General features: G+C 72.3%; 24 protein-coding genes. 4 read left to right on the top strand and 20 right to left on the bottom strand.

Annotation, left to right across the window (positions count from 1 at the left end; all coding sequences use genetic code 11):
• The first annotated feature begins 113 nt into the window (after positions 1 to 113).
• A complete protein-coding gene (locus ACGFK0_RS12040) occupies positions 114 to 1,727 on the top strand; it encodes a sigma-70 family RNA polymerase sigma factor (protein WP_392903452.1) in 1,614 nt (537 codons plus the stop codon).
• 4 nt (positions 1,728 to 1,731) lie between these two features.
• On the opposite strand, the gene ACGFK0_RS12035 is transcribed toward ACGFK0_RS12040, so the two are convergent.
• Positions 1,732 to 2,493 (bottom strand): MerR family transcriptional regulator, encoded by a 762-nt coding sequence (locus tag ACGFK0_RS12035; RefSeq protein WP_392903450.1) that lies wholly within the window; start codon positions 2,491 to 2,493, stop codon positions 1,732 to 1,734.
• Between the two features lie 92 nt (positions 2,494 to 2,585).
• Between ACGFK0_RS12035 and ACGFK0_RS12030 the strand changes: the two genes are divergently transcribed.
• Entirely contained in the window at positions 2,586 to 3,578 is a 993-nt protein-coding gene (locus tag ACGFK0_RS12030; RefSeq protein WP_392903447.1) for an adenylate/guanylate cyclase domain-containing protein, read from the top strand.
• 3 nt (positions 3,579 to 3,581) lie between these two features.
• Here ACGFK0_RS12030 and ACGFK0_RS12025 read toward each other — a convergent pair whose 3' ends face one another.
• The 19 genes from ACGFK0_RS12025 to ACGFK0_RS11935 form a co-directional block, all read right to left on the bottom strand.
• Positions 3,582 to 4,043, bottom strand: coding sequence for a MarR family winged helix-turn-helix transcriptional regulator (locus ACGFK0_RS12025; protein ID WP_392903445.1), 462 nt, complete (start codon positions 4,041 to 4,043; stop codon positions 3,582 to 3,584).
• Positions 4,044 to 4,175: 132 nt separating this feature from the next.
• Entirely contained in the window at positions 4,176 to 5,534 is a 1,359-nt protein-coding gene (locus ACGFK0_RS12020) for an alpha/beta hydrolase domain-containing protein (protein WP_392903442.1), read from the bottom strand.
• A 78-nt stretch (positions 5,535 to 5,612) separates the two neighbouring features.
• Positions 5,613 to 7,046, bottom strand: coding sequence for an FAD-dependent oxidoreductase (locus tag ACGFK0_RS12015; RefSeq protein WP_392903439.1), 1,434 nt, complete (start codon positions 7,044 to 7,046; stop codon positions 5,613 to 5,615).
• A gap of 41 nt (positions 7,047 to 7,087) precedes the next feature.
• A complete protein-coding gene (locus tag ACGFK0_RS12010; RefSeq protein WP_392903438.1) occupies positions 7,088 to 7,909 on the bottom strand; it encodes an IclR family transcriptional regulator in 822 nt (273 codons plus the stop codon).
• Between the two features lie 90 nt (positions 7,910 to 7,999).
• Positions 8,000 to 9,229: a DUF4437 domain-containing protein gene (locus tag ACGFK0_RS12005; RefSeq protein WP_392903436.1), complete on the bottom strand. Its 1,230-nt coding sequence runs from the start codon at positions 9,227 to 9,229 to the stop codon at positions 8,000 to 8,002.
• Between the two features lie 65 nt (positions 9,230 to 9,294).
• A complete protein-coding gene (locus tag ACGFK0_RS12000) occupies positions 9,295 to 10,788 on the bottom strand; it encodes a class I adenylate-forming enzyme family protein (RefSeq protein ID WP_392903434.1) in 1,494 nt (497 codons plus the stop codon).
• 310 nt (positions 10,789 to 11,098) lie between these two features.
• Positions 11,099 to 12,274 carry a hypothetical protein gene (locus tag ACGFK0_RS11995; protein ID WP_392903431.1) on the bottom strand — a complete coding sequence of 392 codons (1,176 nt, stop codon included), beginning with the start codon at positions 12,272 to 12,274 and terminating at the stop codon, positions 11,099 to 11,101.
• 151 nt (positions 12,275 to 12,425) lie between these two features.
• Positions 12,426 to 13,286, bottom strand: a complete 861-nt coding sequence (locus ACGFK0_RS11990; protein ID WP_392903429.1) for an HpcH/HpaI aldolase/citrate lyase family protein — start codon at positions 13,284 to 13,286, stop codon at positions 12,426 to 12,428.
• Positions 13,283 to 14,443 carry an acyl-CoA dehydrogenase family protein gene (locus ACGFK0_RS11985; RefSeq protein ID WP_392903426.1) on the bottom strand — a complete coding sequence of 387 codons (1,161 nt, stop codon included), beginning with the start codon at positions 14,441 to 14,443 and terminating at the stop codon, positions 13,283 to 13,285. Before ACGFK0_RS11985 ends, ACGFK0_RS11990 begins: the two co-directional genes overlap by 4 nt.
• On the bottom strand, positions 14,444 to 14,875 hold the full coding sequence (locus ACGFK0_RS11980) for a Zn-ribbon domain-containing OB-fold protein (protein ID WP_392903424.1): 432 nt from the start codon (positions 14,873 to 14,875) through the stop codon (positions 14,444 to 14,446). It abuts the gene before it with no gap.
• Positions 14,872 to 16,020, bottom strand: coding sequence for an acetyl-CoA acetyltransferase (locus tag ACGFK0_RS11975; protein WP_392903422.1), 1,149 nt, complete (start codon positions 16,018 to 16,020; stop codon positions 14,872 to 14,874). The genes ACGFK0_RS11980 and ACGFK0_RS11975 overlap by 4 nt, the downstream gene beginning before the upstream one ends.
• Positions 16,017 to 16,472 carry a MaoC/PaaZ C-terminal domain-containing protein gene (locus ACGFK0_RS11970; protein WP_392903419.1) on the bottom strand — a complete coding sequence of 152 codons (456 nt, stop codon included), beginning with the start codon at positions 16,470 to 16,472 and terminating at the stop codon, positions 16,017 to 16,019. Before ACGFK0_RS11970 ends, ACGFK0_RS11975 begins: the two co-directional genes overlap by 4 nt.
• Complete coding sequence (locus ACGFK0_RS11965) at positions 16,469 to 16,969, bottom strand: MaoC family dehydratase N-terminal domain-containing protein (protein WP_392903416.1); 501 nt, start codon at positions 16,967 to 16,969, stop codon at positions 16,469 to 16,471. Before ACGFK0_RS11965 ends, ACGFK0_RS11970 begins: the two co-directional genes overlap by 4 nt.
• Positions 16,966 to 18,273, bottom strand: a complete 1,308-nt coding sequence (locus ACGFK0_RS11960; RefSeq protein ID WP_392903413.1) for a RidA family protein — start codon at positions 18,271 to 18,273, stop codon at positions 16,966 to 16,968. The genes ACGFK0_RS11965 and ACGFK0_RS11960 overlap by 4 nt, the downstream gene beginning before the upstream one ends.
• The gene (locus tag ACGFK0_RS11955) at positions 18,270 to 19,661 is read right to left on the bottom strand and encodes an MmgE/PrpD family protein (RefSeq protein ID WP_392903411.1); all 1,392 of its coding nucleotides are present in this window, start codon (positions 19,659 to 19,661) and stop codon (positions 18,270 to 18,272) included. Before ACGFK0_RS11955 ends, ACGFK0_RS11960 begins: the two co-directional genes overlap by 4 nt.
• On the bottom strand, positions 19,658 to 20,908 hold the full coding sequence (locus tag ACGFK0_RS11950) for a CaiB/BaiF CoA transferase family protein (RefSeq protein ID WP_392903408.1): 1,251 nt from the start codon (positions 20,906 to 20,908) through the stop codon (positions 19,658 to 19,660). The genes ACGFK0_RS11955 and ACGFK0_RS11950 overlap by 4 nt, the downstream gene beginning before the upstream one ends.
• Complete coding sequence (locus ACGFK0_RS11945) at positions 20,905 to 21,939, bottom strand: LLM class flavin-dependent oxidoreductase (RefSeq protein WP_392903406.1); 1,035 nt, start codon at positions 21,937 to 21,939, stop codon at positions 20,905 to 20,907. The genes ACGFK0_RS11950 and ACGFK0_RS11945 overlap by 4 nt, the downstream gene beginning before the upstream one ends.
• The gene (locus tag ACGFK0_RS11940; RefSeq protein WP_392903404.1) at positions 21,936 to 22,472 is read right to left on the bottom strand and encodes a MaoC family dehydratase; all 537 of its coding nucleotides are present in this window, start codon (positions 22,470 to 22,472) and stop codon (positions 21,936 to 21,938) included. The genes ACGFK0_RS11945 and ACGFK0_RS11940 overlap by 4 nt, the downstream gene beginning before the upstream one ends.
• A gap of 480 nt (positions 22,473 to 22,952) precedes the next feature.
• Positions 22,953 to 23,711, bottom strand: coding sequence for a FadR/GntR family transcriptional regulator (locus tag ACGFK0_RS11935; RefSeq protein WP_392903402.1), 759 nt, complete (start codon positions 23,709 to 23,711; stop codon positions 22,953 to 22,955).
• 418 nt (positions 23,712 to 24,129) lie between these two features.
• On the opposite strand from ACGFK0_RS11935, the gene ACGFK0_RS11930 reads away from it, so the two are divergent.
• Complete coding sequence (locus ACGFK0_RS11930; protein ID WP_392903399.1) at positions 24,130 to 24,555, top strand: Fur family transcriptional regulator; 426 nt, start codon at positions 24,130 to 24,132, stop codon at positions 24,553 to 24,555.
• A 31-nt stretch (positions 24,556 to 24,586) separates the two neighbouring features.
• Positions 24,587 to 26,050 carry a catalase gene (locus ACGFK0_RS11925; protein WP_392903396.1) on the top strand — a complete coding sequence of 488 codons (1,464 nt, stop codon included), beginning with the start codon at positions 24,587 to 24,589 and terminating at the stop codon, positions 26,048 to 26,050.
• The last annotated feature ends 38 nt before the right edge of the window (positions 26,051 to 26,088 follow it).

Below are 26,088 nucleotides of genomic sequence, written 5' to 3'. Positions count from 1 at the left end.
GATTTCGGCCGATCATGTGGTGCGGATGGGGTTCGCGGGTGTATGCAAGGTGGGCTGATTGTCCGGACGACTCCCATGGGGACGGACGCCTCATGCCGCTGCCGGGAGCGTGAATGCCCAGGTTGTCCCCCTCCTCGCACACAGCCGACCGTAACCTCGTCAAAGGCCTGAACGAAGGCGACGAGGCCGCACTCGCCGCGCTCTACGACGAGTACGGTGAGCGCCTTTATGACTACGCGCTGTCAATGTCCGGTGATGCGAAAGTCGCCGCCGACATCGTCCACGACACGTTCATCGACGCCTGCCGCCGCGCCCCCCGGATGCGCGACCACCTGCATCTGAGCTCCTGGCTGTACGGGGCGGCCCGCCGCCGCTGCATCCGCCGCGGACGGGCGAAGGTCCTGTTCTGGGACCGGGACGGCGAGTTCTCCGACATCCCCTTTCTGGACCGCGCCGAATCGGACGGTCCCGTCCCCGACCGGCCGCCCTCCGACGAGCTGCACCGGCTGCTCAACGGCACACTGGCCAGGCTGGAGCCCGTGGAGCAGGAGGTGATGCTGCTCGCGTTCCGGCATGGGCTGCGTCCGGCCCGCCTCGGCGCGGCGCTCGGCCTGTCCGCGCGCCGGGCCGCCATGCGGGTGCGGCAGGGACGGGCCGAACTCGAAGCCGCACTCCAGAAGGAGCTGAGCCGCGCCGTCCGCGCCTGCGCCGCCGACTCGCCCGGCGAGACCGCCGCCGACGAGGGGGCGGAGTCGCCCGGCGTCGCCGTCCTGGCCGCACGGACCGCGTCCCGGACGGACGAGCCGGATGCGCCGCCGACCCCGCCGCGCACCGCCCGGCCGTTCCGGCGGGCCTTTCACCGGCGCCCCGAGGTCTCCCCCGCCGATCCGTCGGACGAGCGGCACGTCGCCGGCTGCGCCGGCTGCCGCCGCCTCGGCGGGCTGACCGCGGCGGCGCTGCTGAAGCGGGCGCCCGCCCCGGTGCTGCCCGCGGCGCTGCGGCACCGCGTCATGCACACCGCGACCGATCCCGAGCTCGCCGGCTACCGGGCCGACATCGCCGCGCGCGGCGGCGCGCTCACCCCGTCCGGCCTGCCGTGCCAGCCGGACGTACCCTCGCCGTTCACCCGCCGGTGGCTGTTCACCGGGGGCGGCATGGCGGGTGCGCTGGCCGCCGCCCTCATCGCCGTCTTCGTCATGGGGCCCGGCATCAGCGGCGACTCGCTGTCCTGGCCGCCGTTCCGCACGCAGCCGCAGCCGTCCATCACGCAGCATTCGCCGCCGGAGGGCTCGGGCCGCGAGTCGCAGCCGTCCCGGGGACCGGACGGGGACGCGTCCGGCCGTCCGGAACAGCCGCCCCTCAGCCCCCAGACGGACACCCCGGAGGAGCCCGCGGAACCGGGGCGGCCGCCGCCTTCGTCCAACCCGCCCGTGCGGCCCGGCGTCCTCGTCGTCAACCCCGCCAAGGTCGAGCTCTACGGCACCAAGACCGCCCAGGTGAGCCTCGCGGCCAAGAGCGGCCCGGTGACGTGGACGGCGATGACGTCGACGAACCAGCTCGTCCTGTCGGACATGCAGGGCGGCATGCCCGCGGACGGCACCAGCCAGGTGACGATCAGCCTGCGCACCTTCATCATCGGCCTGCCGGGCCAGGGCACCCTCACGTTCACCGACTCCGAGGGCGCGCCGCACACGGTGACGGTCGTCTGGGGCGCCTCGCTCCTGTGACGGCTCAGCCGGGCGTCTCGCCGAGATGGTCCCTGATCGTTTCGAGGTGCTCGCCGAGGGCCTCCTGGACGCGGGCCTCCATCGCCCTGGCGATGAACGGCTCGACGACGGTCTTCACCAGCGGCCGCATCCGGCGGACCACCGCGGCGACCTCGGTGACCTTCTCGCCGTCCGGGGCGGGCGGGTCCTCCAGACGGGCGAACACGTGCTCCTGGACGAGGCTCACGAACCGGCCCGCGATCACGTCGCAGTCGTCGCGGATCTGCCCGGCGATGTCGAGGACGGCGTCGAGCGGGATGCCCGCGGCGACGAGTTCGGCGCCGACGTGCAGCAGCCGGGGGCTCGGTACCCGGTACTCGTCTCCGTGCGGTTCGATGAGGCCGAGTTCGATGGTCCGGTCCCGCACGCGGGCGAACTCGTCGGCGTTCAGCCCGGTACCGAAGATCTCGGCGAGCTCGTCGTAGGTGGTGGTGCCGGGGATCTCGTCCGACCACGGGTCGGTGAGCACCTTCTCCAGCCCGAGGACCTCGCCGACGTCCTTGCCGGTCTCCCACGCCGACAGCAGGTCCTTGATGATCGCGAACGTGTAGCCGCGGCCGAGCAGCTTGCCGATCAGCCGGAGCCGCGCGAGGTGCTGCTCGTCGTACAGGCCCACGCGGCCTTCGAGGCGGGGTGGCGGCAGCAGCCCCCGGTCCTGGTAGGCGCGAATGTTGCGCACGGTGCTTCCGGCCAGCCGCGCCAGCTCGTCGATTCGGTACTCGGCCATGCCCCCGCCCGCCGGACTCGTCCACCTTGACCGCCGTGATCTTACTCCGGCACTATTGTTACATCGGTCAATGACACATAGGGGCGGGCGTCATGGGGGACCCGGACGACATCGAGGAGACCCTCCTCGGCGGCCCGCTGCGCTACACGCGCAAAGAGGTCGAGCCCCTTTCGGGCGTCCCCGACGAGTACGCGCGCCGCATCTGGCAGGCGCTCGGCTTCCCGACTCCTCCCGACGACGAGGTCGCCTTCACCGACGGGGACGTCGCCGCGCTCCAGGAGATCAAGGAGCTGCTCGGCACCGAGCTGGTCGATGAGGACATGGTCCTCCAGCTCGCCCGCGCCGTCGGCCAGACGATGGGCCGCCTCGCGAGCTGGCTCGGGGACGTCTGGCTCCAGCGGCTCGGTGAACTTCCCTCCGACGACCCGGCCGCGGCCGATCTCGTCACCGCCGCCCTCGCCGCCACCGAGGAACTGCGTCCCGCGTTCGAACGCCTCCTGCTGCACGGCTGGCGCCGCCAGCTCACCGCCGCCGGGATGCGCGCCGCCGCCACGACGGCCGCCGCCCAGTCCGACCCGGCCGCCGGCATCGCCCACCTCGCGGTCGGCTTCGCCGACGTCGTCTCCTTCACCCGCCTGAGTCGCCGCCTCGACGGCGACGCCCTCGCCGCGTTCGTCGAACGGTTCGAGGTCACCACCGCCGAGATCATCGCCGAACTGGGCGGACGCGTCATCAAGACGCTCGGCGACGAGGTCCTGTTCGTCGCGTCCGAACCCCGCGCCGCCGCCGACATCGGCCTGCGCATCGCGGAGCGCTTCAACGAGGACCCCGACTTCCCGAAAGTGCGCGTCGGCCTGGCCTACGGCGAAGTCATCCAGCGGCTGGGCGACGTGTTCGGTACGCCCGTCAACCTCGCCGCGCGCCTGACCGCCGCCGCCTACCCCGGAACGGTCCTCATCGACAGCGGACTGTCCGCGGCGATCCCTGCCGACGCCTACGACATCTCCACACTCCGTCCCCGCCCCTTGCAGGGCCTGGGCCGGGTCCGCCTGTTCCTCCTGCGCCGCCCCAGAGGCCGCACGTAGTGATCAGGCGGCGGAGCCGGTCGCCGCGTCGAGATGCCGGGTCATGTGCTGCAGGGTGCGGCGGAGCTGGGCCAGTTCGTGCGCGGTCAGGCCGGTCGAGTCGAGCATCCGCCGGGGGACGTCCACGGCGCGGTCACGGAGGCCGGTGCCCTCCTCGGTCAGGTGCACCGACACCGAACGTTCGTCCTCGCGGCCCCGGCGGCGCTCCACGAGACCGGCGGTCTCCAGGCGCTTGATGAGCGGCGAGAGCGTCCCGGAGTCGAGGCGGAGGCGCTCGCCGAGCTGCTTCACCGTGAGGCCGTCGGTCTCCCAGAGAGCCAGCATGGCCAGGTACTGCGGGTAGGTCAGCCCCAGGTCCCGCAGCCGTATCCGGTAGAGCGCGTCGAACGCCCGTGAGGTCGCGTGCAGCGCGAAGCAGACCTGCGTGTCCAGCTTCAGCAGCTCGTCGTCGGCCGTGCCCGTCATCCCCCCATCCTACGTTTGCGCCGATTGAGTTGGCCGCAATCGATGTGCCCGGTGGTTCGCATGTTCGCGGGCCGGTGGAACGGCAGTGCTCCCCGTGCGGGCGGGGAGCACTGCCCGAATGATCAGGACCTTTCAGTCCTTGCCGACGTCCGAGCGGATCGCGTCGATGCGGTTCTGCCGGGCGTCCGCCGGGAGCAGGTAACCGTTCCGCACGTTGCGGACGTCCGCCTTCGAGACGGCCGCGACATAGCGGCCGTGGGACGGGTAGAGCGAGCCGAGTTGCGCATCGTCGAACGGCACGTGGGTGCCGAACAGGAAGCAGAACGTCTCGCCGGAGTTCTCCCCCGTGTTGAGCGCGGTCGGGGCCTCGACCTGGGAGAGGCGTATCCCGCCCTTGGCCAGCCCCAGCGAGTCGCGGACCTTGCCGCCGTCCGGGTTGAGCTGGAGCGGCGGCGCGGACGGCGGGGCCGCGTCCCACTTGGTCCACCGCACCAGATGGGCGTACGCGGTGGCGATCGCATGGTGCAGCGGGACGCGGCTGAACGCGGGCCTGGCGCACTGGTAGGTGGGGGCGGAACCGAGGTCGCGGGTCAGGATCGGCCGCCGGTACTGCTGCCCGTGCCAGCCGGAATGAGCGGCCCCCGCAACCTCCCAGCGGCGGAACGTCTCCGAGTCCGGTGGCCGCTCGGACGAGCGGACGTCGGTCTCCGAAAGGACCTGGAACACCGGTTCGGGGCCGCGCCGGCCCGGGGCGGGGCCGACGACGAACGCATACCCGTCGAAGACCTTCTCGCCCTGCGGAAGAACCGCGTCGTAGTAGGTGGTCATCCGGAACGCCGACTGTGACGCGCCCGCGCCCAGCAGCGTGTCCGCCTTCAGTCCGCCCAGCGGCGCCGAGGCCCCGCGTTCACGCAGCGTCTTCGCCACTTGGGCGAAGACGTCGTACGACAGTTCGTCGCCGGTGAACCGCCCGCCGCCGGTGACGTCCAGGCCGCCGTAGCGGGCCGGACTCCACTCGGCGAGGTGTTCCACGCCGACCCGCTGCGCGGAGATGCCCACCCAGGCGTACCCGTCCCGGATGATCTGCTCGCTGCTCCACAGGGCGTCCAGGTCGTATCCCGCCGTGACGTTCTGCCATTCCGCGATCACCGTGCCGTTGAACCGGTGGGCCTTGGCCGGCCTCCGCACGATGACACGGGTCTTGTACGGGACGCCGGTGGCGAGCCGTTCCCCCGTGGCGCTGTAGGCGTCGGCCTCGCCGGAGACGAAGAACTCCTGTTCCACATATCCGTGCGAGGCCAGGTCGACGTTCGTGGCCATCCACGGATAGGTGTTCTTCACGTCGGGCGACGACGGGTCACCGGGCGGCGCACCCGGTATCGGCCCCTCCACGGTGGGGCCGCCCTGCGCCTGCGCGGTCCCCGGCGCGGCGGCGAGCCCGGCGGCGACCAGCGCCGCGACCAGCAGCCGGGTGACTGGTGAGTACCTCACTTCGATCCCTCCACGGGCCGGCGAGTGACGGAGTCGAGTCATGATCTCCGTGCTCCCCGGATGCCCGCATCGGCAGAATCACCGGCCGGGACGCGACGCGAAGAGGCGGTGGGCGAGGAGGCGGCCGAAGGTGAGGGCGGGGGTGACGAGCATCCCGCCGCAGAAGCTGTTGCCGCAGGTGGCGGCGGCGCCGATCAGTTCGCCGAGTGCGTACACGCCCTCCATGGGGGTGCCGTCGGTGCGGCGGACGCGCAGGTGTTCGTCGACGTCCACGCCGGAGAAGGTGATCAGGGTGATGCCGTGGTTCTCCATCGCGAAGAACGGGGCGTCCGTGATGGGGGCGGGCAGGTGGGTGCGGCCGAATTCGGCGTCGTGGCCTGCGGCGACCGCGGTGTTGTAGCGCTCGACGGTGGCGGTCAGGCCGTCCGGTGAGATGCCGGTGAGGGCGGCCAGTCCGGTGAGCGAGCCCGCCTTGTGGACGCCGGGGCGGGCGCCCGCCTTGGCCAGGACGTCTTCGGGGCTCCAGCCGACGACCATCGGGACGGAGGCGAGCCGTGCCCGGTCGTCGAAGACCGTCCAGAACGTCCCGTCGGTGGCGGCGGCGAGGGCGCGTTCCTTGAGGTCGATGCTGGGTTCGTCCTCGGCGACGAACCGGCGTCCGGCGCGGTCGACGTAGATCTCCCAGGGGAGCCGTTCGTTGGCGACCAGCAGCGGGCGGTCCTCGTAGTACGCCTTGCCGGGCGTGGTGGGGTGCGGGAGGCCGCCGAACGTCGGAAGGTACCGGCCGCGTCCGGCGATCGCGGCGCCGGCGTCGCGGGCGATGACGAGGCCGTCGCCGGTGGACGTCGGGTGGGCGGCGCTGACGAGGGGGAAGCCCTCGACCTCCGTGAACAGCTCCTCGTCGGCGCCGAATCCGCCGGTGGCGAGGACGACCGCGGGGGCCGTCACCTCGACCTCGTCGACTCCGCGGCGCAGGACGCCGACGGCCGGCGCGCGGCCGGGCCCCTCGGTGAGGCCGATCGCGGTGCTGCCGAGCCACAGGTCGACCCGCCCGGCGGTGATCTGCTCGTCCAGCAGCCGTTTCAGGACGGCGAGGATCGACAGGCCGCCGTCCTTGCCGTAGTAGGTGCGGGGGACGCCGTACGGCTCGTGGCCGTAGACGAGCCGGGGCGACTCGGGCGCGAAGTCGAAGCCGAGGTCGTCGAGCCAGTCGATGGTCTCGGGCGCGTGCCGGGCGGCGAGTTCGACGAGGTCGGCGCGGGCGGTGCCGCCGCTGATGCGCTCGATGTCGGCGAGGTGCGCCTCGACGGAGTCGTCGATGCCGTGCTCGCGCTGCCGGCGGGTGCCGCCGGCGGACATCTGCCCGCCGGAGCTGTGCAGGGTGCCGCCGATCCGGGAGTCCTTCTCGACCAGCAGCACGCGGGCGCCGCACGCCGCCGCCTCCGCGGCGCACGGGATGCCCCCGGTGCCCGCGCCGACGATGACGAGGTCGTAGTTCAGGGCCGTCGTCACGCTCGCTCCTCCATCCGTTCCGTGCGAAGGAAGGCCGGACGTCAGGCGGGGCGGTGGCCGAAGCGTTCGGACAGCCGCCGCACCGTCTGCAGCAGGGCCGCCGCGCACGCGCCGGCCTCGGCGGTGAACCGCTCGATGGGGCCGCTGACGCTGACGACGGCGATCGGCCGGTCGTTGTGGTCGAGGATCGGCGCGGCGACCGACGCCGCGCCCGCCTGCCGCTCGGCGTCCGAGCGGGCGTAGCCGCGGGCGCGGATCTCCTCGATCTCGCGCCGCAGCCGCGGACCGCTGGCGATGGTCGCCGCGGTGAGCTGCTCCAGCGTGGGCTGCGCCAGGTAGTGGTCGATCTCGTCGTCGGACAGGTACGCCAGGAACGCCTTGGACGACGCTCCGGCGTGCAGCGGATACGGGACGCCGAGCGTCACCGACATGATCAGTTCGCGGCGCGGGGTCACCTGGTCGATGTAGGAGCGCGTCCAGCCGGACCGGACCGACAGCGTCGCGGTCTCGGCGGTGCGCTCGGACAGCGCGACGAGTTCGGGGTGCGCGACCGTCCGGACGTCGAGCCGCTCCAGGTAGGCCACGCCGAGCTTCATCGCGCCGATGCCGAGCGAGTAGCGCCGCGTCGCCTCGTTCAGTTCGATCAGGCCGTGCCCGCGCAGGGACGTGAGGATGCGGTGCACCGCCGCCTTGGACAGCCCGAGCGCGGTGGCCACCTCGGTGACGCCGAGGGTCGCCGACCGCTGTTCGGCGAAGTACATGAGGACGTCGGCCGCCCGTTCCACCGTGGCGATGGTCTGGCCGGTGCCCCCGCGCTCCTCGGTGCGCGGGGACAGGCCACTGGGCTGGACGGTGCTGGCCATGGACCTGGTTCCTTCGGACGTCCGGACGGATCTGTTCCGATTAGTGTAAAGCCGTTCCGCCAGGTGAACGATCTCCGTCGCGCGTGGCCGCTACATGCCGTCGCCGTTCCAGCGGCCCGCGCTGCGGCTGCGGACAGGGCGGCTGGACAGGATCGGGGCGGGGACGGGGTCGCCCTGCTTCCAGCTGCGTCCGGCGCCCCAGACGTGCGCGAGGTCGTCGGTGCGGTCGCCGGGGTGTTCGAGGGAGCCCGGGTCCGCGCCCCAGTCGGCGTTCACCGGGGCGTGCGCGTGCCCGTGCTCGTGCTCGTGGTCGTGCCCGTGGCCGTCTTGGAGGCGGGCCGAGTCGAGGGCCTTGGCGATGGCGATGAGGCTCTTGTCGGTGCCGGTCCCGTGCTGGACGTAGTCCTCGTCGATCTGCCACTGTTCACGCTGGTATTCGACGGAGGCCCGCAGGTCGGCCAGGTCGCGTTCGCTGCGGCCGGGGGATCCGGCGCCCATGTCGTGGGTGGACGTCGACCAGCGCAGCCGCCCGTCGCCGGGGCCCCAGTTGATGGCCTCGCCGCCCCAGCGGACCCATTCGCTCTGCGTGTACCAGTTGAACAGCTCGCCGTCGGAGCGCAGCAGCCAGGTCGCGCCGCCCTCCATGCTGGTGAAGTGGCCGTGTTTCACACGGGCGGGACGGAAGAAGTAGGTGCCGAGGTCCAGCGTGCCGAAGTTGTACTCCATGTGCCCCTGGACGGTGTACGCCTCCTCGTAGCACGGGTGGTGTGCGAGGCGGTGGTCGGTCCAGCCCTCCTGGGCGTGGACGAGCCGCGTGTAGAAACCGGTGACCGGGTCGACGTGCAGGTACTTGATGAACAGTCCGGGCATGGGGCCGGGGTTGGGCACCGCGTCCCACGTCATGGCGTCGGAGTCCATGACGATGACGTCTTCGCGGGCGTCCTGCCAGCGGGGGGCGTGGGTGTTCTCGACGGCGTCGAAACCGGCGTCGCCGTACTCGCGGTAGTGCAGCAGGCGGGTGCCTTCGCTGAACGTGATGGCCTCGGTGGGGACGCCCTTGGGCGCGTACACGTAGCCGCCCTTGCCGAGCCGCTTCCCGTTGTAGGTCATCGACCCTTCGAGCACGTAGTACTCGGTGTCGGCGTGGTGGATGCCGGGGCCGCGGCCCCAGTTGGTGTGGAAGGCGATCCGGAGCGAGCAGGAGCCGTCCTCCTCGTCGACGGAGAGCCTGCGCTCGCTGGCACGGCCCTCCCCGCCGACCAGTTCGGCGGCGTGCCAGATGTAGTCGTCCTCCTGGATGAGCTCGACATGCGGCCGCATAGGGGTACCTCTTTCAGGTCGGGGGGACGGGCACGGTCCGGGTCCGGCCGGCCGGCCGGGCCGGGTCAGCGGCCGCGGAGCTCGCGCTTGAGGATCTTGCCGGCGGCGTTGCGGGGAAGGGCGGGCAGGAACTCGACGCTGCGCGGCACCTTCGGGCCGGACAGCCGTTCGCGGCAGTGCTCCTCAAGGGCGTCGGCGTCGACGGACGCGCCGGGGAGCGCGACGACGTACGCGGCGACCAGCTCGCCCCACCGCTCGTCCGGCCGCCCGACGACGGCGCACTCGGCGACGCCGGGGAACGCCGCGATGACCTCCTCGACCTCGCGGGGCGCGATGTTGGTGCCGCCGGAGATGATCATGTCCTTCTTGCGGTCCACCACGTAGATGAACCCGTCCTCGTCGCGGACGACGATGTCGCCGCTGGTGAGGAAGCCGTCGTCGGTGGTGCACGCGTCGGTGGCGGCGTCGTCGCGCAGGTAGCCGTTCATCAGGAACGGGGAGCGGCTGAACAGTTCGCCGCGCTCGCCCGGCCCGGCCGGATCGCCCGCCGCGTCCACGACGCGGACCTCGGTCATGTACCAGGGCAGCCCGACCGAGCCGGTGCGTTCGGCGTCGGCCGGACGGCAGTTGGTGACGATGCCCGCCTCGGTGGAGCCGTACAGTTCGTGGACGCCCGCGTGCGGGAACGCGTCCATGACCCAGTCCTTCAGGACGGCGGGCAGCGCGGCGGCGTTGAAGTAGAGGGTGTCGAGGCTGGACGCGTCATGGCGGCCGAGGGCGCCGGACGCGCGGAGCGTCTGCGCGTGGGTCGGGACGAGGAACGCAGACTGGGCGCGGTGCTTCTCGGCGAGCGCGAGCATGTGCTCGGGGTCCCACTTGGGCAGCATGACCACGGTGCCGCCGGCGACGACGGGCGCGTAGTCGAAGACCATCCCGGCGCCGTGGTACATCGGCGCCACGGCCAGGCTGACGCGGCGGGCGCCGAGGCCCCACTCCATGGCGGACAGGTAGCACATGAGGGTTCGCGCGCGGTGGCTGCTGAGGACGCCCTTGGGCTTCCCTGTCGTGCCGGACGTGTAGTAGAGGCAGAAGGGCTCGTTCTCGTCGACGGCGACCATCGGGTCGGCGGCGGGCGCGGACTCCAGAGCCTTCTCGTACGACGCGGCGCCCGTCTCGCCCATCCCCAGGACGACGTCGACCGGGACGGGCGGCTCGGTGCCGGAGACGAAGGCGCGGGCGCCCGAATGCTCCATGATGTAGGACGTCTCTACGTCGGTGAGCCTGGTCCCGACGGGGACGAGCACCAGCCCGGCCTTGGCCGCCGCGGCGATGACCTCGGGGTACTCCAGCCGGTTGCCGAGCCGGACGGCGACGCGGTCGCCGGGCCGCAGCCCCCGCGAGAGGAGGGCCCCTGCCAGCCGGCTGGACCGCTCGTCCAGGGCCCGGTAGGTGAGGCTGCGGTCCCCGTCGATGACGGCGACGGTGTGCGGTGTGGCGGCGGCGAACTCGCGGACGCCCCCGGCCATCGAGAGCGGCGCACCGCCCGGGAACAGTGCCACGACCCCCACCTTCCGTTCCGTTCACCGGAATCGAGTTCCATCCTGCGTTATCCGAGAGCTTGCCGGGTGCCCACACGGCGAGTCAATCCCCGCCTTCGGAAAGCCCGCCTTCGGAAAGCCCGCCATCGGAAAGCCCGCCATCGGAAAGCCCGCCATCGAGGGGGCCGGCCATCCGCGCCCTACCCGCTCGGGAGACGGACAGGACGTCCTCGTAGACCCGGGACGAGAGGGGCGATTCGTGGAACAGCCCGATCCACGGGCCGGAGTCGCCGCTGATCCGGTAGTGGACTGGGCCTGAACCCGGCCCGGGTCAGCGGCCTGCCAGGCCCCCGAGGATCGGGGAGGTGAGGTGGCCGACGATGTCGGTGATGGGATCGAGCGGGCCGTCCGTGCGCGACCGCTCGTCCGGCTGCGGCTCCGGTGACTCCTGCGTGGGCGGAGGCGTCTCCTGGCGCGACGTCGGCCGGGTGGGGGAGGGCGTGGGCGGGGTGTCGCGCTCCGGCGCCGTCGTCGGACCGGCCGTGCCGTTGCCCGAAAGCGCGGGCTCCTCGGTGACGGGGGCCCGCTCCTTCGTCGTCGGGGCCGGGGCCGGCGCGGTCTCGTTCCGCCCGTCGTCCGGACTCTTCGAGGCGCCCGGCTCCTCGGTGACGCCGCCCGCCGGGACGGGCCCCGGACGGGAGGTGCTCTCGTGCGGCCCCAGGGCGCCCACCGTGCCGCTGTCCGCGGACGGCCACGTCATCATCAGGCCGGCCGCGACCGTGGCGGCCACCCCGGCCACGCCGCCGACGCCCTTGAGGGCGGCCTTGCGGCGGCCGGGGCGCTTCCGTGCCGGGGCGGCGGAGTCGGGACCGGAGTCGATCACTACGAGCGGGCCGTCCGGCATGACGGCCTCCGCGGAGGCGGGGCCGGACGCGTCGCGCTCGCGGTCGGCGGCGGCCAGCACCCGGTCGCGCAGCGGGGCGGGCGCCCAGGTGGGGGCGCGGCGGGCCAGAAGGTGCGGGAGCCGTCCCTTTTCGAACGCCGAGATGACGTCCATGTGCTTGGCGGGATCGGCGGTTCCGCGAATGAGAACGTCGAGGACGAAGCGTTCCAGCGCGGTGCGCGCCTGGTGGAGGAGTTCGTGCACGCGGTCCGGCGAGATGCGCAGGACGACGGCGATGTCGCGGACCTCCAGCCACTGACCCGCGGACAGCAGCAGGGCCTCGCGGTGGCCGGCGGACAGGTTGCCGATCCCGTCCAGCAGCGGGTCGATGGCCGCCTGAACGAAGACGGGACGGACATGGCCGAACGCGCCTCGCTCAGCGCAGACCGTACGAGCGATGTGATGCAGCCCCAGCACCGTCTCACCGCGCGGTGGCTGCCGTATCGCCCTGGTGAGCGTCTCCCTGAGGGCGTCGGCCGCACCGTGGTCGCCCAGCAGCGACCAGCAGTGCGCGTACAGACGGTGTGCGTGGGCGTCGTAGAGGGTTTCCAGGTCCCCGTGCATGTGACCTCCTCGTGAGGTGGTCGAGGGAGCAACCGTTCCGGAGCGGACGAGAGGGGCAGACCGCCCGAAACCCCGCTTGGGCACGGGACTCTAGTGCACCAGTGCGACAGATGAGAAGCGAATGGTGCCTGAGCGTAGCGATAGGCGTCCCTTACCGGTCCTGACCTGAGCGGGCGAGGGTGGTGAGGAGGGTGCGGATGACGGCCGCGTCGATGAGGCGTCCATCGGCGTCCAGGACGACGCCCGATCCCGCCGCGGCGGCGGCCTTGTACCTCGCCAGGACGTCCTCGGCCCGCGCGACCTCCGCCGCCGACGGCGTGAACACCTCGTGGACGACCGGTATCTGCGCGGGATGGATGCACGCCCGCCCCACGAAGCCCTGCCGCCGGACCCGGTCGGTGGACCGTGCCAGCGCCTCGGCGTCGGACGTGATCACCGAGACCGGCCCGACCGGCGGGTGGAGCCCGGCGGCGGCGCTCGCCATGACGGTCATGCCGCGGGCGAACGCCAGCTCCGCCTCGTCCGGTCCCGGGTCCAGGCCGGCGTCGGCGGCGAGGTCGACCTCGCCGATCTGGAGCCGGTGGACCCTGGGCGCGCCGGCGATGTCCCGCACGTCCAGGATCGCCCCCGCGGTCTCCAGCAGCGGCATCAGCAGGGTCGTCACGTCGCCGAGGGCGGCCAGCAGCCCGGCGGCCGCCGCGACGTGCGCGGCGTCCTCGGACTTGGCGAGGACGAGGCCGGTCAGCGCGGGGATCCCGGCGAGCGTCCGGACGTCCTCCTCCCCCGTCTCGCCGCCGTTGACGCGGACCCACAGCTCGGCGCCGCCCGTCCTCAGGCCGGAGCGCAGCCAGCCGGCGACCGCGCGCCGCGCCGCGTCCTTGCCGCCCGGCGGGACGGCGTCCTCAAGGTCGACGATCAGGGCGTCGGCGCCGCGCGCCAGCGCCTTGCCGAGCTTGTCCGGGGCGTTCCCCGGGACGTACAGGTAGCTGCGCGGCAGCCGCCCGGTGCTCACCGCACGACCGTTTCGCCGCGCAGCAGCGACTTGGCCACGACCGTCCGCAGGACGTCGTTCGTGCCCTCCCCGATGCTCATCAGGATCGCGTCGCGGTACAGCCGCTCCACCTCGTACTCGGTGGAGTAGCCGTAGCCGCCGTGCACCTTCATGGCCTCGATCGAGGCCTGGAGGGCGACCTCCGAGCAGAAGATCTTCGCCATCCCGGTCTGCCCGTCGGCGCGGCCCCGCCGGACCGCGTCCGCCGCGAAGTACGCCATCAGCCGCGCCGCCTGAAGCTGCGTCGCGACGCTGGCGAGCTGGAGCTGGACGGCCTGGAACTCGCCGATGGTCTGCCCGAACGCCTTGCGCTGCCCCGCGTAGGCGAGCGCCTCGTCGTGGGCGCGCTGCGCGATGCCGACCGACCGCGCGGCGATGTTGACCCGGCCCCACTCCAGCGCGGACAGCGCGTGCTGCATGCCCTTGCCCTCGACGCCGCCGAGCAGGTTCTCCTTCGGCACCCGCACGCCGTCCAGGACGATCTCGCACGACTCGGTGCCCTTGTAGCCGAGCTTCGGGATGTCCTTGGTGATCTGGTAGCCCTCGGTGCCGGCGTCCACGAGCAGGATGCTCATGCCCTTGTGCGCCGGGGACGCGGACGGGTCGGTCTTCACCAGCACCGGCAGCGGGTCCGCGTGCCGGGCGTTGGTGATCCACATCTTGGACCCGGTGACGACGTAGTGGTCGCCGTCCAGCCGGGCCGTGGTGCGGATGCCCTGGAGGTCGGTGCCCGCGTCCGGCTCGGTGAGGCCGATGCCGGTGCGGCGCTTGCCGGTGGCCAGGTCCGGAAGGTACGTGCGCTTCTGCTCGTCGGTGCCGTGCATCGCGATCATGCGGCAGGCGAGGGAGTGGCTGCCGAGGATGCCGGCGATGCCCATCCAGCCGTGCGCGATCTCCTCGAAGACGAGCGCGAACGAGACGGGGTCGAGGTCGAGGCCGCCGTACTCCTCCGGGACGGTGATCCCGAACAGGCCCATGTCCCGCATGCCCTTGACGATCTCGGTGGGGTAGCGGCCGGACTGCTCCCAGTCGCGCGCCACCGGGATGATCTCTTTGTCGACGAAGTCGCGCAGGACGGCGCGGAACTCGCGCTGGTCCTCGTTCAGCTGGAAATCCACTCAGCTGCCGCCTTTCTCCGGGACGAACACGGGGAGCGCCCGCCCGTCGTCAAGACCGACCCAGGTGACCTGGACCTTGTCGTCGATGTGCCAGCCGTCCGGTTCCCGCCCCTGGAGCCGGGTGAGGAGGACGACCCCCTCGGCCAGGCGCACACGCGCGATGACGTAGGGGACGGCGAGGTCCGGCCGCGGGGCGCGGTGCACGACCGTGAAGGAGTCGACGACGCCGGCGCCGCCGGACCCGACCCAGTCCAGTTCGTCCGACCCGCAGCGGACGCAGAGCGCGCGCGGCGGATGCTGTGCGGCGGGCCGCCTCTCCCGGACGCAGCGCGTACAGGTCTGCAGGACGAGGCGGTGCTTCCGCGTCGCGTCCCACCAGGGGGCCGTGACCTCGTCGGGCTCGGGGACGCCGGGTTCGAAGGCATCGGTCATCGGTCCACCCCCAGGACCACCGTGGCGTGCGTCGAGAGGATCCCGCCGGTGCCGTGCGCGACGGCGAGCCGCGCGTCCGGGACCTGCCGGTCGCCGGCGTCGCCGCGCAGCTGCCGCACCGCCTCGACGAGCAGCAGAATCCCGAACTGGCCCGGATGGCAGTAGGACAGGCCGCCGCCCGAGGTGTTGAGCGGGACGTCGCCGCCGGGCCTGATCCGGCCGCCGGCGATCCAGTCGAGGGCCTCGCCGCGTCCGCAGAAGCCGAGCCCCTCCAGCGTCAGCGCGACCGTGATCGTGAACGAGTCGTACACCTGCACGACGTCGATGTCGGCCGGGGTGACGCCCGCGCGGGCGAACGCGTCGGCGCCGGAGCCGGCGGCGCCCGTGGCGGTCAGGTCGGGTACGGCGGTCATCGACGTGTTGGTCGTCCGTTCGCCGTACCCGAGCACCTCGACGGGCGTGCGGCGCAGGTCCCGGGCCCGTTCGAGGGACGTCAGGACGATCGCGCCGCCGCCGTCGGTGACCAGGCAGCAGTCCAGCGCGGTCAGCGGACTGGAGATCATCGCGGAGCCGGTCACGTCGGCCGCGGTGAGCGGGCCCTTGCCGTGCCGGAACGCCACCGGGTTCAGCAGCGCCCATTCGCGTGCGGCCACGGCGATCTCGGCGAGCCGCTCGCGCGTCGCGCCGTAGGTGTGCAGGTACCGCTGCGCCGCCATCGCGTAGTACGACAGCGGGTACAGCGGCCCGTACGGCGTCTCGAACTGCGCTTCGGGCGTGTGGTCCTCGACGACGCCGCCGAGCGAGCGGGACCGGGCCGACCGCTGGTCGGACGCGAAGCTGATCACGATCGTCTCGGCCTGCCCGGCCTGGATGGCCTGGGTGGCGCGGGCGACGAACATCTCGAACGCCGAGCCGCCCGCGAACGTCGAGTCCGTCCAGCGCGGCTGGAGCCCGAAGTAGTCGGCGAGCTGCGTCGCCGAGAACCGGGACACCCCGGTCGTGGCGATGCCGTCGACGTCGCGCAGGCCGAGGCCCGCGTCGTCCAGCGCCCGCGAGACCGCCTGCGCCTGGAGGCCGAGGATCGACCGGTTCGTCACCCCGAGGTCGCACTCGGCGGCGCCGGCGATCGCGACACCCGTGCTCATGGCGCCTCCGCCGCGCCGGGCCCGTCGGCGCCGCCGAGCAGGACGCGGGCGCGGGCGGGCGCGACGGCGACGCGGTCGGCTTCGCCGCCGTCGCCGACGACGACCACCCGCAGGTCGAGGTCCACGAAGCCGTCGCCCGCCTCGGTGACCGTCCCCTCGCAGCGGACGGTCTCCTCAGCGAACACCAGCGCCTTGAAGCCGAACTCCAGCGTGCGGACGAAGCACTTCGGCCCGAGCCAGTCCTGGATCTGCTCGACCAGCAGCGCGCCGAACACCTGGCCGTCGACGACCACGCCGGGCAGCTTCGACGCCTTCACGAACTCGGTGTCGTAGTGCAGCCGGTACCAGTCCCAGGTGGCGCCCGCGTAGGCGATCATGTCGGGGAGCCCGATGCGGCGCTCCAGCGGCGGCACGGCGTCCCCCGCCTTGTGCGCTGCCTGTGCGGCCGTCATGCCCGGGCCTCCAGCGAAACGAAAATGACGGTCTCCTCGTTCTCCGCGAGCGTCTCGCCGTCCTGCTGCGTGTACGTCGCCCGCGACGTGACGATCAGCATCTCCGCGCCCGCGCGGTTCGTCTTGCCGGCCACGTCGGTGATCTCCCAGGTGGCGGTGACGATGTCGGACGGCAGGATGCGGCGGTGGAAGACGTAGCGGTTGCCGCCGCGCACCCGCCGCGTTCCGGGGATCTCGATGCCCCAGTTGTGGCCCGAGTCGCCGTCCGGCCCGACGGGCAGGTTCGTGTACTGGTTCGTCTCGCAGATCAGCGTCGGCGGTGCGGTCACGTCGGGGAGGCCCTGCGCCCGCGCGTACCCGGGGTCGGAGTACAGCGGGTTGTGGTCGCCGATCGCGAGGCCGAAGTAGCGGCCGGCGGCGGCTCCCATCGGCTCGGGCGCGGTGTAGGCCTTGGTCCGGCCGACGAGCGCGCGGATGTCGTCGGTGAGCAGCGTCATGACGCGTCCCCCGTGGCCGCGTCGCCCGTGGTCGGCGTCCCAGTGGTCGGCGTCCCCGTGGTCGGCGTCCCCGTGGTCGGCGTCCTCGTGGTCGGGGCGCCCTCCGGGTAGAGGGCCGTCGGGAACACCTCCAGCAGGAACTCGGGACGCAGCAGCGCCTTGCAGATCGCGCCGGTCGACGCGGGCCACGGCGGCGACAGCAGCCGTTCCCGGACGGGCGCGACCGCGCGGTAGTCCCGCAGCGCCGACTCGACGCAGAACTCGATGGTCGAGAGCAGGTCCGCCGGGCCGAGGCCCGCGTGGTCCAGCAGGTGCAGGACCGAGCCGTAGGTCGCCTCGGCCTGCGCGCCGATGTCGCCCGGGTGCAGCGCCTCCTGCGTCGTCATGTCGAGCGCCGCGAACCCCGACATGAACAGCGTCCGGCCCGCCCGGACGCCCGGCGCGTAGGTCAGCGTGTCGTACCGGGACCAGCCCGGGTTGACCGGCTCCAGCGGATGCCGCGACGCCGTGACGTCGATCGCGACGAGCGCCTCGGGGTGGTGCAGCCGGCTCATCAGGATGCCGCCCGCGCCCGGGTACACGCCCGCGCCGCCGAGCCGCTCCTTCCGGACGCGGTGGGTCCTGCGGTACACCTCCCGGGTCTCCGGCGTCGAGTAGTCGTAGGTCGTGACCGCGTTGTCGAGCGACAGGCCGGCCTTGCGGAGCAGCACGTCCGCCTGGTCGAGGCAGTAGGCGTACTGGCCGGCGAGGTCGCCGGGGCTGACGATGTCGCCGGACGCGTCCACCGGGACCATGGTCGGCAGGTGCACGGTGCCGTCGTGGCCTTCGCGGACCGGCGCGGGCACCCACGTCCCGGCCTCGCGCCGCTCGCCGGCCGCGAGCAGCTCCGCGCCGCCGCCCCGCACGGCGTGCACCTCGACCTCCAGCAGCGCGGCGGACCGGACGAGCCGCTCCACGACCACGGTCGCCACCGTCGGCTCGTGCGCGCCGAAGACCTCCTCGCGGGCCGCCGCGGCGGCCTCGTAGTCGGCCAGCCCGGCGACCGTGACGTTCTCCGTCACGTGCACGACGTCACCGGGGCCGTACCCGGCCGCCTCCATGATCGCCATGACCTTCGCGTAGGCGGTGGGGGCCTGCTCGGCCATCGTCCCCGAAACGGTCATCTTCCCGGCCGCCGCGTCGTGCGCGGCGGAGGTGTGCCCGGACGACCACGCGCCGCCGTCCTCGGACAGGCCGAGGCAGAACGTGAACCCCTCGTAGGGGAACCACGGGAACTCGGCGGGCTTGATCGCTTGCAGTGTCATTCCTTCTCCTGCGCACTGTGGGTGAGCTGGGCGAGCCGCGCGGCGGCCCGCATGACGGCGGCGGCGTCCGGCTGCCCGCCGAGCGTCTCGACGACGCCCGCGAACTCCTCCGCCTCCGCCGCCGGGACGCCGGCGTTGCCCTGGAACTTGGCGAGCAGCGACGCGCGGCCGAGCGGGCGGTCGCCGCCGCCCTCGCTGCGCGGCACCGACCCGGTGACCTCCCGGCCGCCGGCGAGCGTGATCGTGACCTGGCCGGACGCGTCGGCGGCGGCCACGCCGGGGACGCCGGCGACGTCCCAGCGGACGCGGGCCGCGAGCCGGGTCACCTCGGGCCTGGCGATCGAGTCCGCCGCGAAGGTCTCCAGCGTCAGCCCGCCGTCGGCGATCAGCGCCGCGACCGTCCACGGCAGTGAGAACTTCGCCGCGTACGGGCTCGCGGGACGGGTCAGGTCGCGCGCGGTGTCGCAGACGACCGGCGCCGAGTCCGGGTGGACCCGGGCGTGGACGCTCACGACGTCGTCCGGGCCGAACCGCTCGCGCTCCATCGCGTCCAGGACCGCGCCGATCGTGGCGTGCGAGAGCTGGCATGCCGCGTACGGCTTGATCCCGATCCGGGTGGTCTCCCAGCGCTCCCCCAGCCCGTCCACGATGGACGCGGCGTCGGCGGGATGCGCCGAGAGGGTGTCGAACACGCCGTGCGGGCCGTCGAAGACGGTGTCCGGCCCGGTCGCGCCCGCCGCCGCCAGCCGCGCCGCGATGATCCCGGACTGCGACGCGAACCCGGGGTGGAGCTGCTTCGTCGACGCCCCGGTGCCGAGGAAGGCGAGCAGGCCGCCCGCCTGGCTGCCCGCGATGCCGAGCGCGTTCGCGGCCCGGCCGGTGTCCAGCCCGAGGAGCCGCGCGCTGACCAGGGCGGACGAGAACACCCCGGCGACCATCGTCGCGTGCAGGCCGCGCGCGTGGAAGCCGTGCGGCGCGGCCGCGGCGACCCGGCAGGCCGTCTCGTATCCGGCGACCGCCGCCGTCAGGATGTCCCGCCCGGAGGCGCCGGTCTGCTGGCCGACGGCGAACGCGGCGGGCAGCACGACCGCGGTCGCGTGCACCAGACCGCCCGCGTGCGTGTCGTCGAAGTCGAGGGCGTGCACCAGCGTGCCGTTCGCGAGGGCCGCGGCGGGCGCGGACAGCAGCTCGGCGGTGCCGAGCACGGCCGCCTCGGGCGGGCCGCCGAGGCCGCGCGCCACCTCGGTCGCGGGCAGCGCCGCGCCCGTCCGGAGGGCGCCGAGCGCGGTGCCGAACCCGTCCAGCAGGTGCCGGGTCGCGGCGGCGCTCACCGGCCCGGGCACCTCGGCGAGGCCGAGCGCCCAGGCGGCCAGCTCCCGTGCGATCATCGCGACGCCGCCTCCGGCTCCGTCCCGGTGGTCTCGGCGGACGCCGCGGCGTCGCCGAACGCGCCGCCTGCCCGCAGCTCCGCCACCGTGGCGTCGTCATACCCGGCGATCTCGCGTATCACCAGGTCGAAGTCCTCGTTGCGCTGCGGCGCCCGGCGGTACTCGGGCGGCTCGAGGCCCACCCGGACGGGGGAGGCGAGCTGCTCCACCGTCCCGAAGCGCGGGTGCTCGGTCGTCACCCGCAGCCCGCGCGCCTTGGTGTGCTCCTCCTGCATGGCCTGCTCGACGTCGTTGATGGGGCCGCAGGGGATGGACGCCGCGTACAGGTCCGCCAGCCATCCGGCGACGGTGCGCCGCCGGAAGATGTCCTCCAGGAGGGGGATCAGCGTGTCCCTGTTGCGTCCGCGGTCGGCGAACGACCCGAAGCCGGACTCGGGCTCGGCCCACTCGGGGTGGCCCACGACGGAGGCGAGCCGCGTCCAGAACTTCTCCTTCGCGCAGCCGACGATGAACCAGCCGTCGCTCGCCTCGAACGCCTGGAACGGCACCAGCGACGGGTGCGCCGAGTGGCGTGTCCGCACCGGCGTGAAACCGGCGTTCAGGTGCCACGTCGCCGGGTAGGTCAGCAGCCCGATCGCGGTGTCGTACAGGCTGACGTCGCAGTCCATGCCGACGCCGTCGCGGCGCGCCGCGTGCAGTCCGGCCAGCAGCGAGACGGCGGCGACGAACCCGCCGGAGTAGTCGACCATCGACAGCCCCGACTTGGTGGGCGGGCCGTCCGGTTCGCCGGTCAGGTCCATCCAGCCGGCGAGGCCCTGCAGGACGTAGTCGTAGCCCGGCTCCTTGCTGCGCGGCCCCGTCATGCCGAACCCGGTGAGCGAGCAGCACACGATGGCCGGGTTCAGGTGCTTCAGGTCGTCGTAGGTGATGCCGATCTTCTTCGGGACGTCGCCGCGCAGGTTGGAGTACACGGCGTCGGACACCTTCACCAGGTCCTCGAAGACCCGGCGGCCCGCGTCCGTCGACAGGTCGAGGGACAGGCTGCGCTTGTTGCGGTTGAACGTCTCGAAGAACAGCGAGTCCTCGCCCTCGCCGTACGGGGGGACGTAGCGTCCGACGTCGCCGCCCGACCGGGGCTCCTCGATCTTGATCACCTGGGCGCCCAGGTCGGCGAGGTGGACGCTGCCGAACGGTCCGGCGCCGTACTGCTCGACGGCGATGATGCGGACGTCTTCCAGAGGTTTCACGAGGCGCTCCCTGTGAGGTCTGGCAGCAGCGCCAGGAGTTCGTCCTGGGCCGCGCGGGTCTCGGCGGCGCTGAGGCCGTGGGTCGGCGGGCTGAGCTTCACCGAGTCGGCGAGGCCCTCGTACGCGGCGATGCGTTCGGCGACCTCGTCGCGTCCGCCCGCCATCGTGAGCGCGTCGATCATGTCGGGGGAGACCGTCTCGCCGAGGTGTTCGGCGCCGCTGCCGTTGCGGAACGCGCCGATGACGGCCTGCTGCTGCTCCGCCAGCCCGTGGAAGGCGAAGAAGTCGGTGTAGGTGCGGACGCTGGCGTAGAAGCCGACGAGCCCGGACACGCGGCGCAGCGCGGTGGCGCGGTCGTCCGCGACCGAGCAGCACGCGGAGACGACGACGTCGACGTCCTCGCGCCGCTTGCCCTCCGTGCGGCCGATCCCGGTCTCCAGCTCCGGCATGACCCGCTCGGCCAGGTAGCGCGGAGAGCACAGCTCGTGGCTGATCCAGCCGTCGCCGATCGTCCCGGCGAGGCGGGTCATGGCGGGGCCCATCGCGGCGATGTAGACGGGGATGCCGGTCCGGCGCACGGCGAAGGGACGCTGGTAGCCGCGGATGCGCATCGGCTCCTCGTCGCCGGGCAGGTCGATCGGCTCGCCGGTGGTGCAGGTCTCCCAGAAGGCGCGGATGTTGCGGACGGCCTCCCGCATGTGCCGGACGGGCTTGCCGAACGGGACGTTGTGCCAGTCCTCGTTGAGCCGCTGGACGCCGCTGCCGAGGCCGAGGACGAACCGGCCGCCGGACATGTCGTCCAGGTCCAGCGCCTCCAGTGCGGTGGTCATGGGGCTGCGGGTGAACGCGAGCGCGATACCGGTGCCGACCCGGGCCCGTTCGGTCGCGGCGGCGGTCGCGGCGGCGGCGACGGTGGCGCTGCGGTGCAGCTCCGGTACCCAGACGGCCTCCGCGCCGGCGGCCTCGGCGCGGCGGGCCGCGTCGGCCAGCTCCGCGAGCGTCTCGCCCCAGGGAGCGAAGGTGATCCTCATGCGCGCTCTTCCTCGGCTTCGAGGGTCAGCGGCGTCCTGCCTTCGGGGAACAGGTCGTTCAGCGGCTCGGCGCCCCGCTTGTAGACGAGGAACGTGCGGCGGAACGTGCAGACCTCGTCGCCGTCCTGGTTGAGGGTGCGGGTGCGGATCGTGACGATGCCGGCGTGCGGGCGGCTCGCCGACTCGCGCTTGTCCAGTACGAGCGACTCGCTGAACAGGGTGTCGCCGGCGAAGACGGGGTGGGACATCGTGATGTCCTCCCAGCCGAGGTTGGCGAACGCGTTCTGGGTGGTGTCGATGACGCTCTGCCCGACCGCGATCGCGACGGTCAGCGTGGACACGACCAGCGGCCTGCCGAACTCCGACTTCGCGGCGTACTCGCCGTTGAAGTGCATCTGGTTCGTGTTCATCGTCAGCAGCGTGAACCACGTGTTGTCGCTCTCGGTGACCGTGCGCCCGAGGGGATGCCGGTAGACGTCGCCCACCTGGAAGTCCTCGTAGAACCGTCCCTTCCACCCGTCCTTGAGCGTCATGGCCGTCCTCTCAGATCGCACTGTCTCGTTAAAGTCAGACGTATCGATATTAGGGCACGGCCTGCCCGGTGTCCAAGGTGGTGACCTTCCCGGCTTCCCCCGGTTGTGGCCCATACCCTCGCGTAATGACCCAGCCGTGGTTGACGAGTGGCGGCGAGCTGCGGATACTCGACTGAGTCGATACATCAGATATATCAGGACGGGACGGTCGTGGCGCCGTCCGGGAGGGTGGGCCCGTGCCGACGCGCACGCCGAGTTCGGCGTCATCCCCGCGGGCGGCTCCACGGCGCGGCCGCCCCGGATCGTCGGCCGCCGGCGGGCCAGGGAGATCTTTCTCACCGGCCGGTGGATCACCGCCGCCGAGGCGGTCGTCCCCCCGAGATCGAGGAGTTCGTCGCCTACGTCACCCCGCCGGACTCCGACGGCCAGGAAGGGCTTCCGCGTCTACCGCGAGAACCGTCCGCCCGCCTGGGCCCGACCTCAGCTCTCGTGGTAGGCGGGGCGGATGTAGCGCAGGTGGTCGCGCATGGCCGCGCTGGCCGCCTCGCCGTCGCCCGCTTCGAGCAGGGTGATGATCTGCTCGTGCTGGTCGTCGACCTGCGCCCAGAACTCGGTGGGCTCGTCGGCGCTCAGGAACCGGCTCCGCAGGACGTGGAAGACCGGCTGCGTCATCATGGTGAGCAGCCCGTTCCCGGTCGCCTCCATGATGATCCCGTGGAAGTGCCGGTGCTCCTGGAACTTCATGCTCCGGCCGCGGGACCGCTGCTCGCGCTCTATGGCGGCGCGCAGCGCGTCGAGGTGCTTCTGCTGGCGGCGCTCGGCGGCGACGGCGGTGGCGGGCACCTCCAGCATCTCGCGGGCTTCGAGGATGGCCGCCAGCGGCAGCGCCGCCGAACCCGACATCAGCCCGATGCCGGCCTCCAGGAAGTCGCTGATCTGGTCGGGGTCGATGTGCGAGACGAACGTGCCGCCCGTGGTGCCGCGGACGGTCTTGACCAGCCCCTGGGAGGCCAGCACGCGCAGCGCCTCGCGGACCGTGCTGCGGCTCACCCCGAAGTTGCCGCCGATCTCGCCCTCCGGCGGAAGGCGGTCGCCCGGCGCGAGCGACCCGTCCAGGATCAGCTCCCGCAGCTGGTCGGCGACCTGCTGGTAGGCGGGGCGCAGCCGGCTGACCGGCAGGGCGGCCGCCGCCCCGGTGCCGGAGCGGCCGCCGGAGGTGTTGTCATTGGTGCTGGACACGTAGCCGTCCCCCTGGTCGGGCCTTCGAAAGGGTGCTGGTCTCTTGAGTCGGGAACTCCGCGCCACCGGGACTCACAGCAGGTCGAGCATACATCAGACATCATGTTCCCCCGGGGTGAAGAGCGCGATCGGGACGCCCGGGTCGGAGGGGCGCGTCCCGCCTGTACCAGGGGTCTCATCAGAGGAGCCGGAGTAAACCTCGGACACTGTGGGGGCGGCCCCCGGAGAAGCCGGTGATTGCGGCGGGCGTCGCCCTCCGCGGCGCGCTCCGGTAAGCCTGGATGCAACCAAGTAATACATCAGACTTTTTCGTGGCGATGTCCTGGTCCGGGCGATGGTCGTCGTCGAATGACCACCTTCCAAACCAGTAATCCTCGTTTAATTGAATGATTCAAGAAAAGCGGCTATGGTCGGGGTCATGCCGACCATCGATGCCACTGCCCTCCTGCGGGGCGCCTCACTGCGGGTGACCCGTCCGAGGGTCGCCGTGCTGACGATGGTCGCGGAGAATCCCCACGCGGACACCGACACCATCGCGACGGCCGTCCGCCGCGAGCTGGGTTCGGTGTCCACGCAGGCGGTGTACGGCGTCCTGCACGCGCTCACCGACGCGGGCCTCGTCCGCCGCATCGAACCGGCCGGCTCGCCCGCCCGGTTCGAGACCCGTGTGGGCGACAACCACCACCACCTCGTGTGCCGCACCTGCGGCGCCATCGCGGACGTCAGGTGCGCGGTGGGCGAGGCGCCCTGCCTGGACGCCGAAGACCCGCGCGGATTCGTCCTCGACGAGGCCGAGGTGACCTACTGGGGAACCTGTCCCGACTGCCTGGCACGCGGCGAATGAGCCCGACGAGCAACTCACCAAGGAGCGAGCTTTGCCTGAGAACAACCAGAAACCACTGACCACGGTCGCCGGCGCACCGGTTCCCGACAACCAGAACTCGGTGACCGCCGGTCCCCGCGGTCCGATGCTCCTGCAGGACGTGTGGTTCCTGGAGAAGCTCGCTCACTTCGACCGCGAGGTCATCCCCGAGCGGCGGATGCACGCCAAGGGCTCCGGCGCGTTCGGCACCTTCACGGTGACGGGCGACATCACCCGGTACACCAACGCGAAGATCTTCTCCGAGGTCGGCAAGAAGACCGAGATGTTCGCGCGCTTCTCCACCGTCGCCGGTGAGCGCGGTGCGGCCGACGCCGAGCGCGACATCCGCGGCTTCGCGCTGAAGTTCTACACCGACGAGGGCAACTGGGACCTCGTCGGCAACAACACCCCGGTGTTCTTCTTCCGCGACCCGCTGAAGTTCCCCGACCTCAACCATGCCGTGAAGCGCGACCCGCGCACCAACATGCGCGACGCGGAGAACAACTGGGACTTCTGGACGAACCTGCCCGAGGCGCTGCACCAGGTCACGATCGTCATGTCGGACCGCGGCATCCCGGCGACGCTCCGCCACATGCACGGCTTCGGATCGCACACCTACAGCTTCGTCAACGCCGAGGGCGAGCGGTTCTGGGTGAAGTTCCACCACCGCACCCAGCAGGGCATCAAGAACCTCACCGATGCCGAGGCCGAGGCGCTGATCGGCAAGGACCGCGAGTCCCACCAGCGCGACCTCTTCAACGCGATCGAGAACGGCGACTTCCCGAAGTGGAAGCTGTGCGTCCAGATCATGCCGGAGGCCGACGCCGAGACGTACCGGTACCACCCGTTCGACCTCACCAAGGTCTGGTCGAAGAAGGACTACCCGCTGATCGAGGTCGGCGAGTGGGAGCTGAACCGCAACCCCGACAACTACTTCGCGGACGTGGAGCAGGCCGCCTTCACCCCCGCCAACGTGGTGCCGGGCATCGGTTTCTCCCCCGACAAGATGCTGCAGGGCCGGCTGTTCTCCTACGGTGACGCCCAGCGGTACCGCCTCGGCGTGAACCACCACCAGATCCCGGTCAACCAGCCGAGGAACCCGGTGAACTCCTACCACCGCGACGGCGCCATGCGCGTCGACGGCAACCAGGGCGCCACCCCGGGCATCGAGCCGAACTCCTACGGCCGCTGGCAGGAGCAGCCCTCCTACCGCGAGCCGAGCCAGGCCGTGGGCGCCGTCGCCGACCGGTTCAACTTCCGCGAGGACGACGACAACTACTTCGAGCAGCCCGGCATCCTGTTCCGCAACATGAGCCCCGAGCAGCAGCAGGTGCTCTTCGAGAACACCGCCCGCGCGATCGACGGCGCTTCGCAGGCGACCGTCGAGCGGCACATCGCCAACTGCACCCAGGCCGACCCCGCCTACGGCGAGGGCGTCCGCAAGGCGATCGAGGCGCTGGCGGCCGGCCGGCTCTGAGCCCCGCCCCCGTCCCCGGCGTGACACGCGATCACGCC

The organism is Spirillospora sp. NPDC048823 (assembly GCF_043198445.1).
Classification (GTDB): Bacteria; Actinomycetota; Actinomycetes; order Streptosporangiales; family Streptosporangiaceae; genus Spirillospora.
Note: the sequence above shows the minus strand (reverse complement) of the source record. Positions and strands in the feature narration are given on the sequence as shown.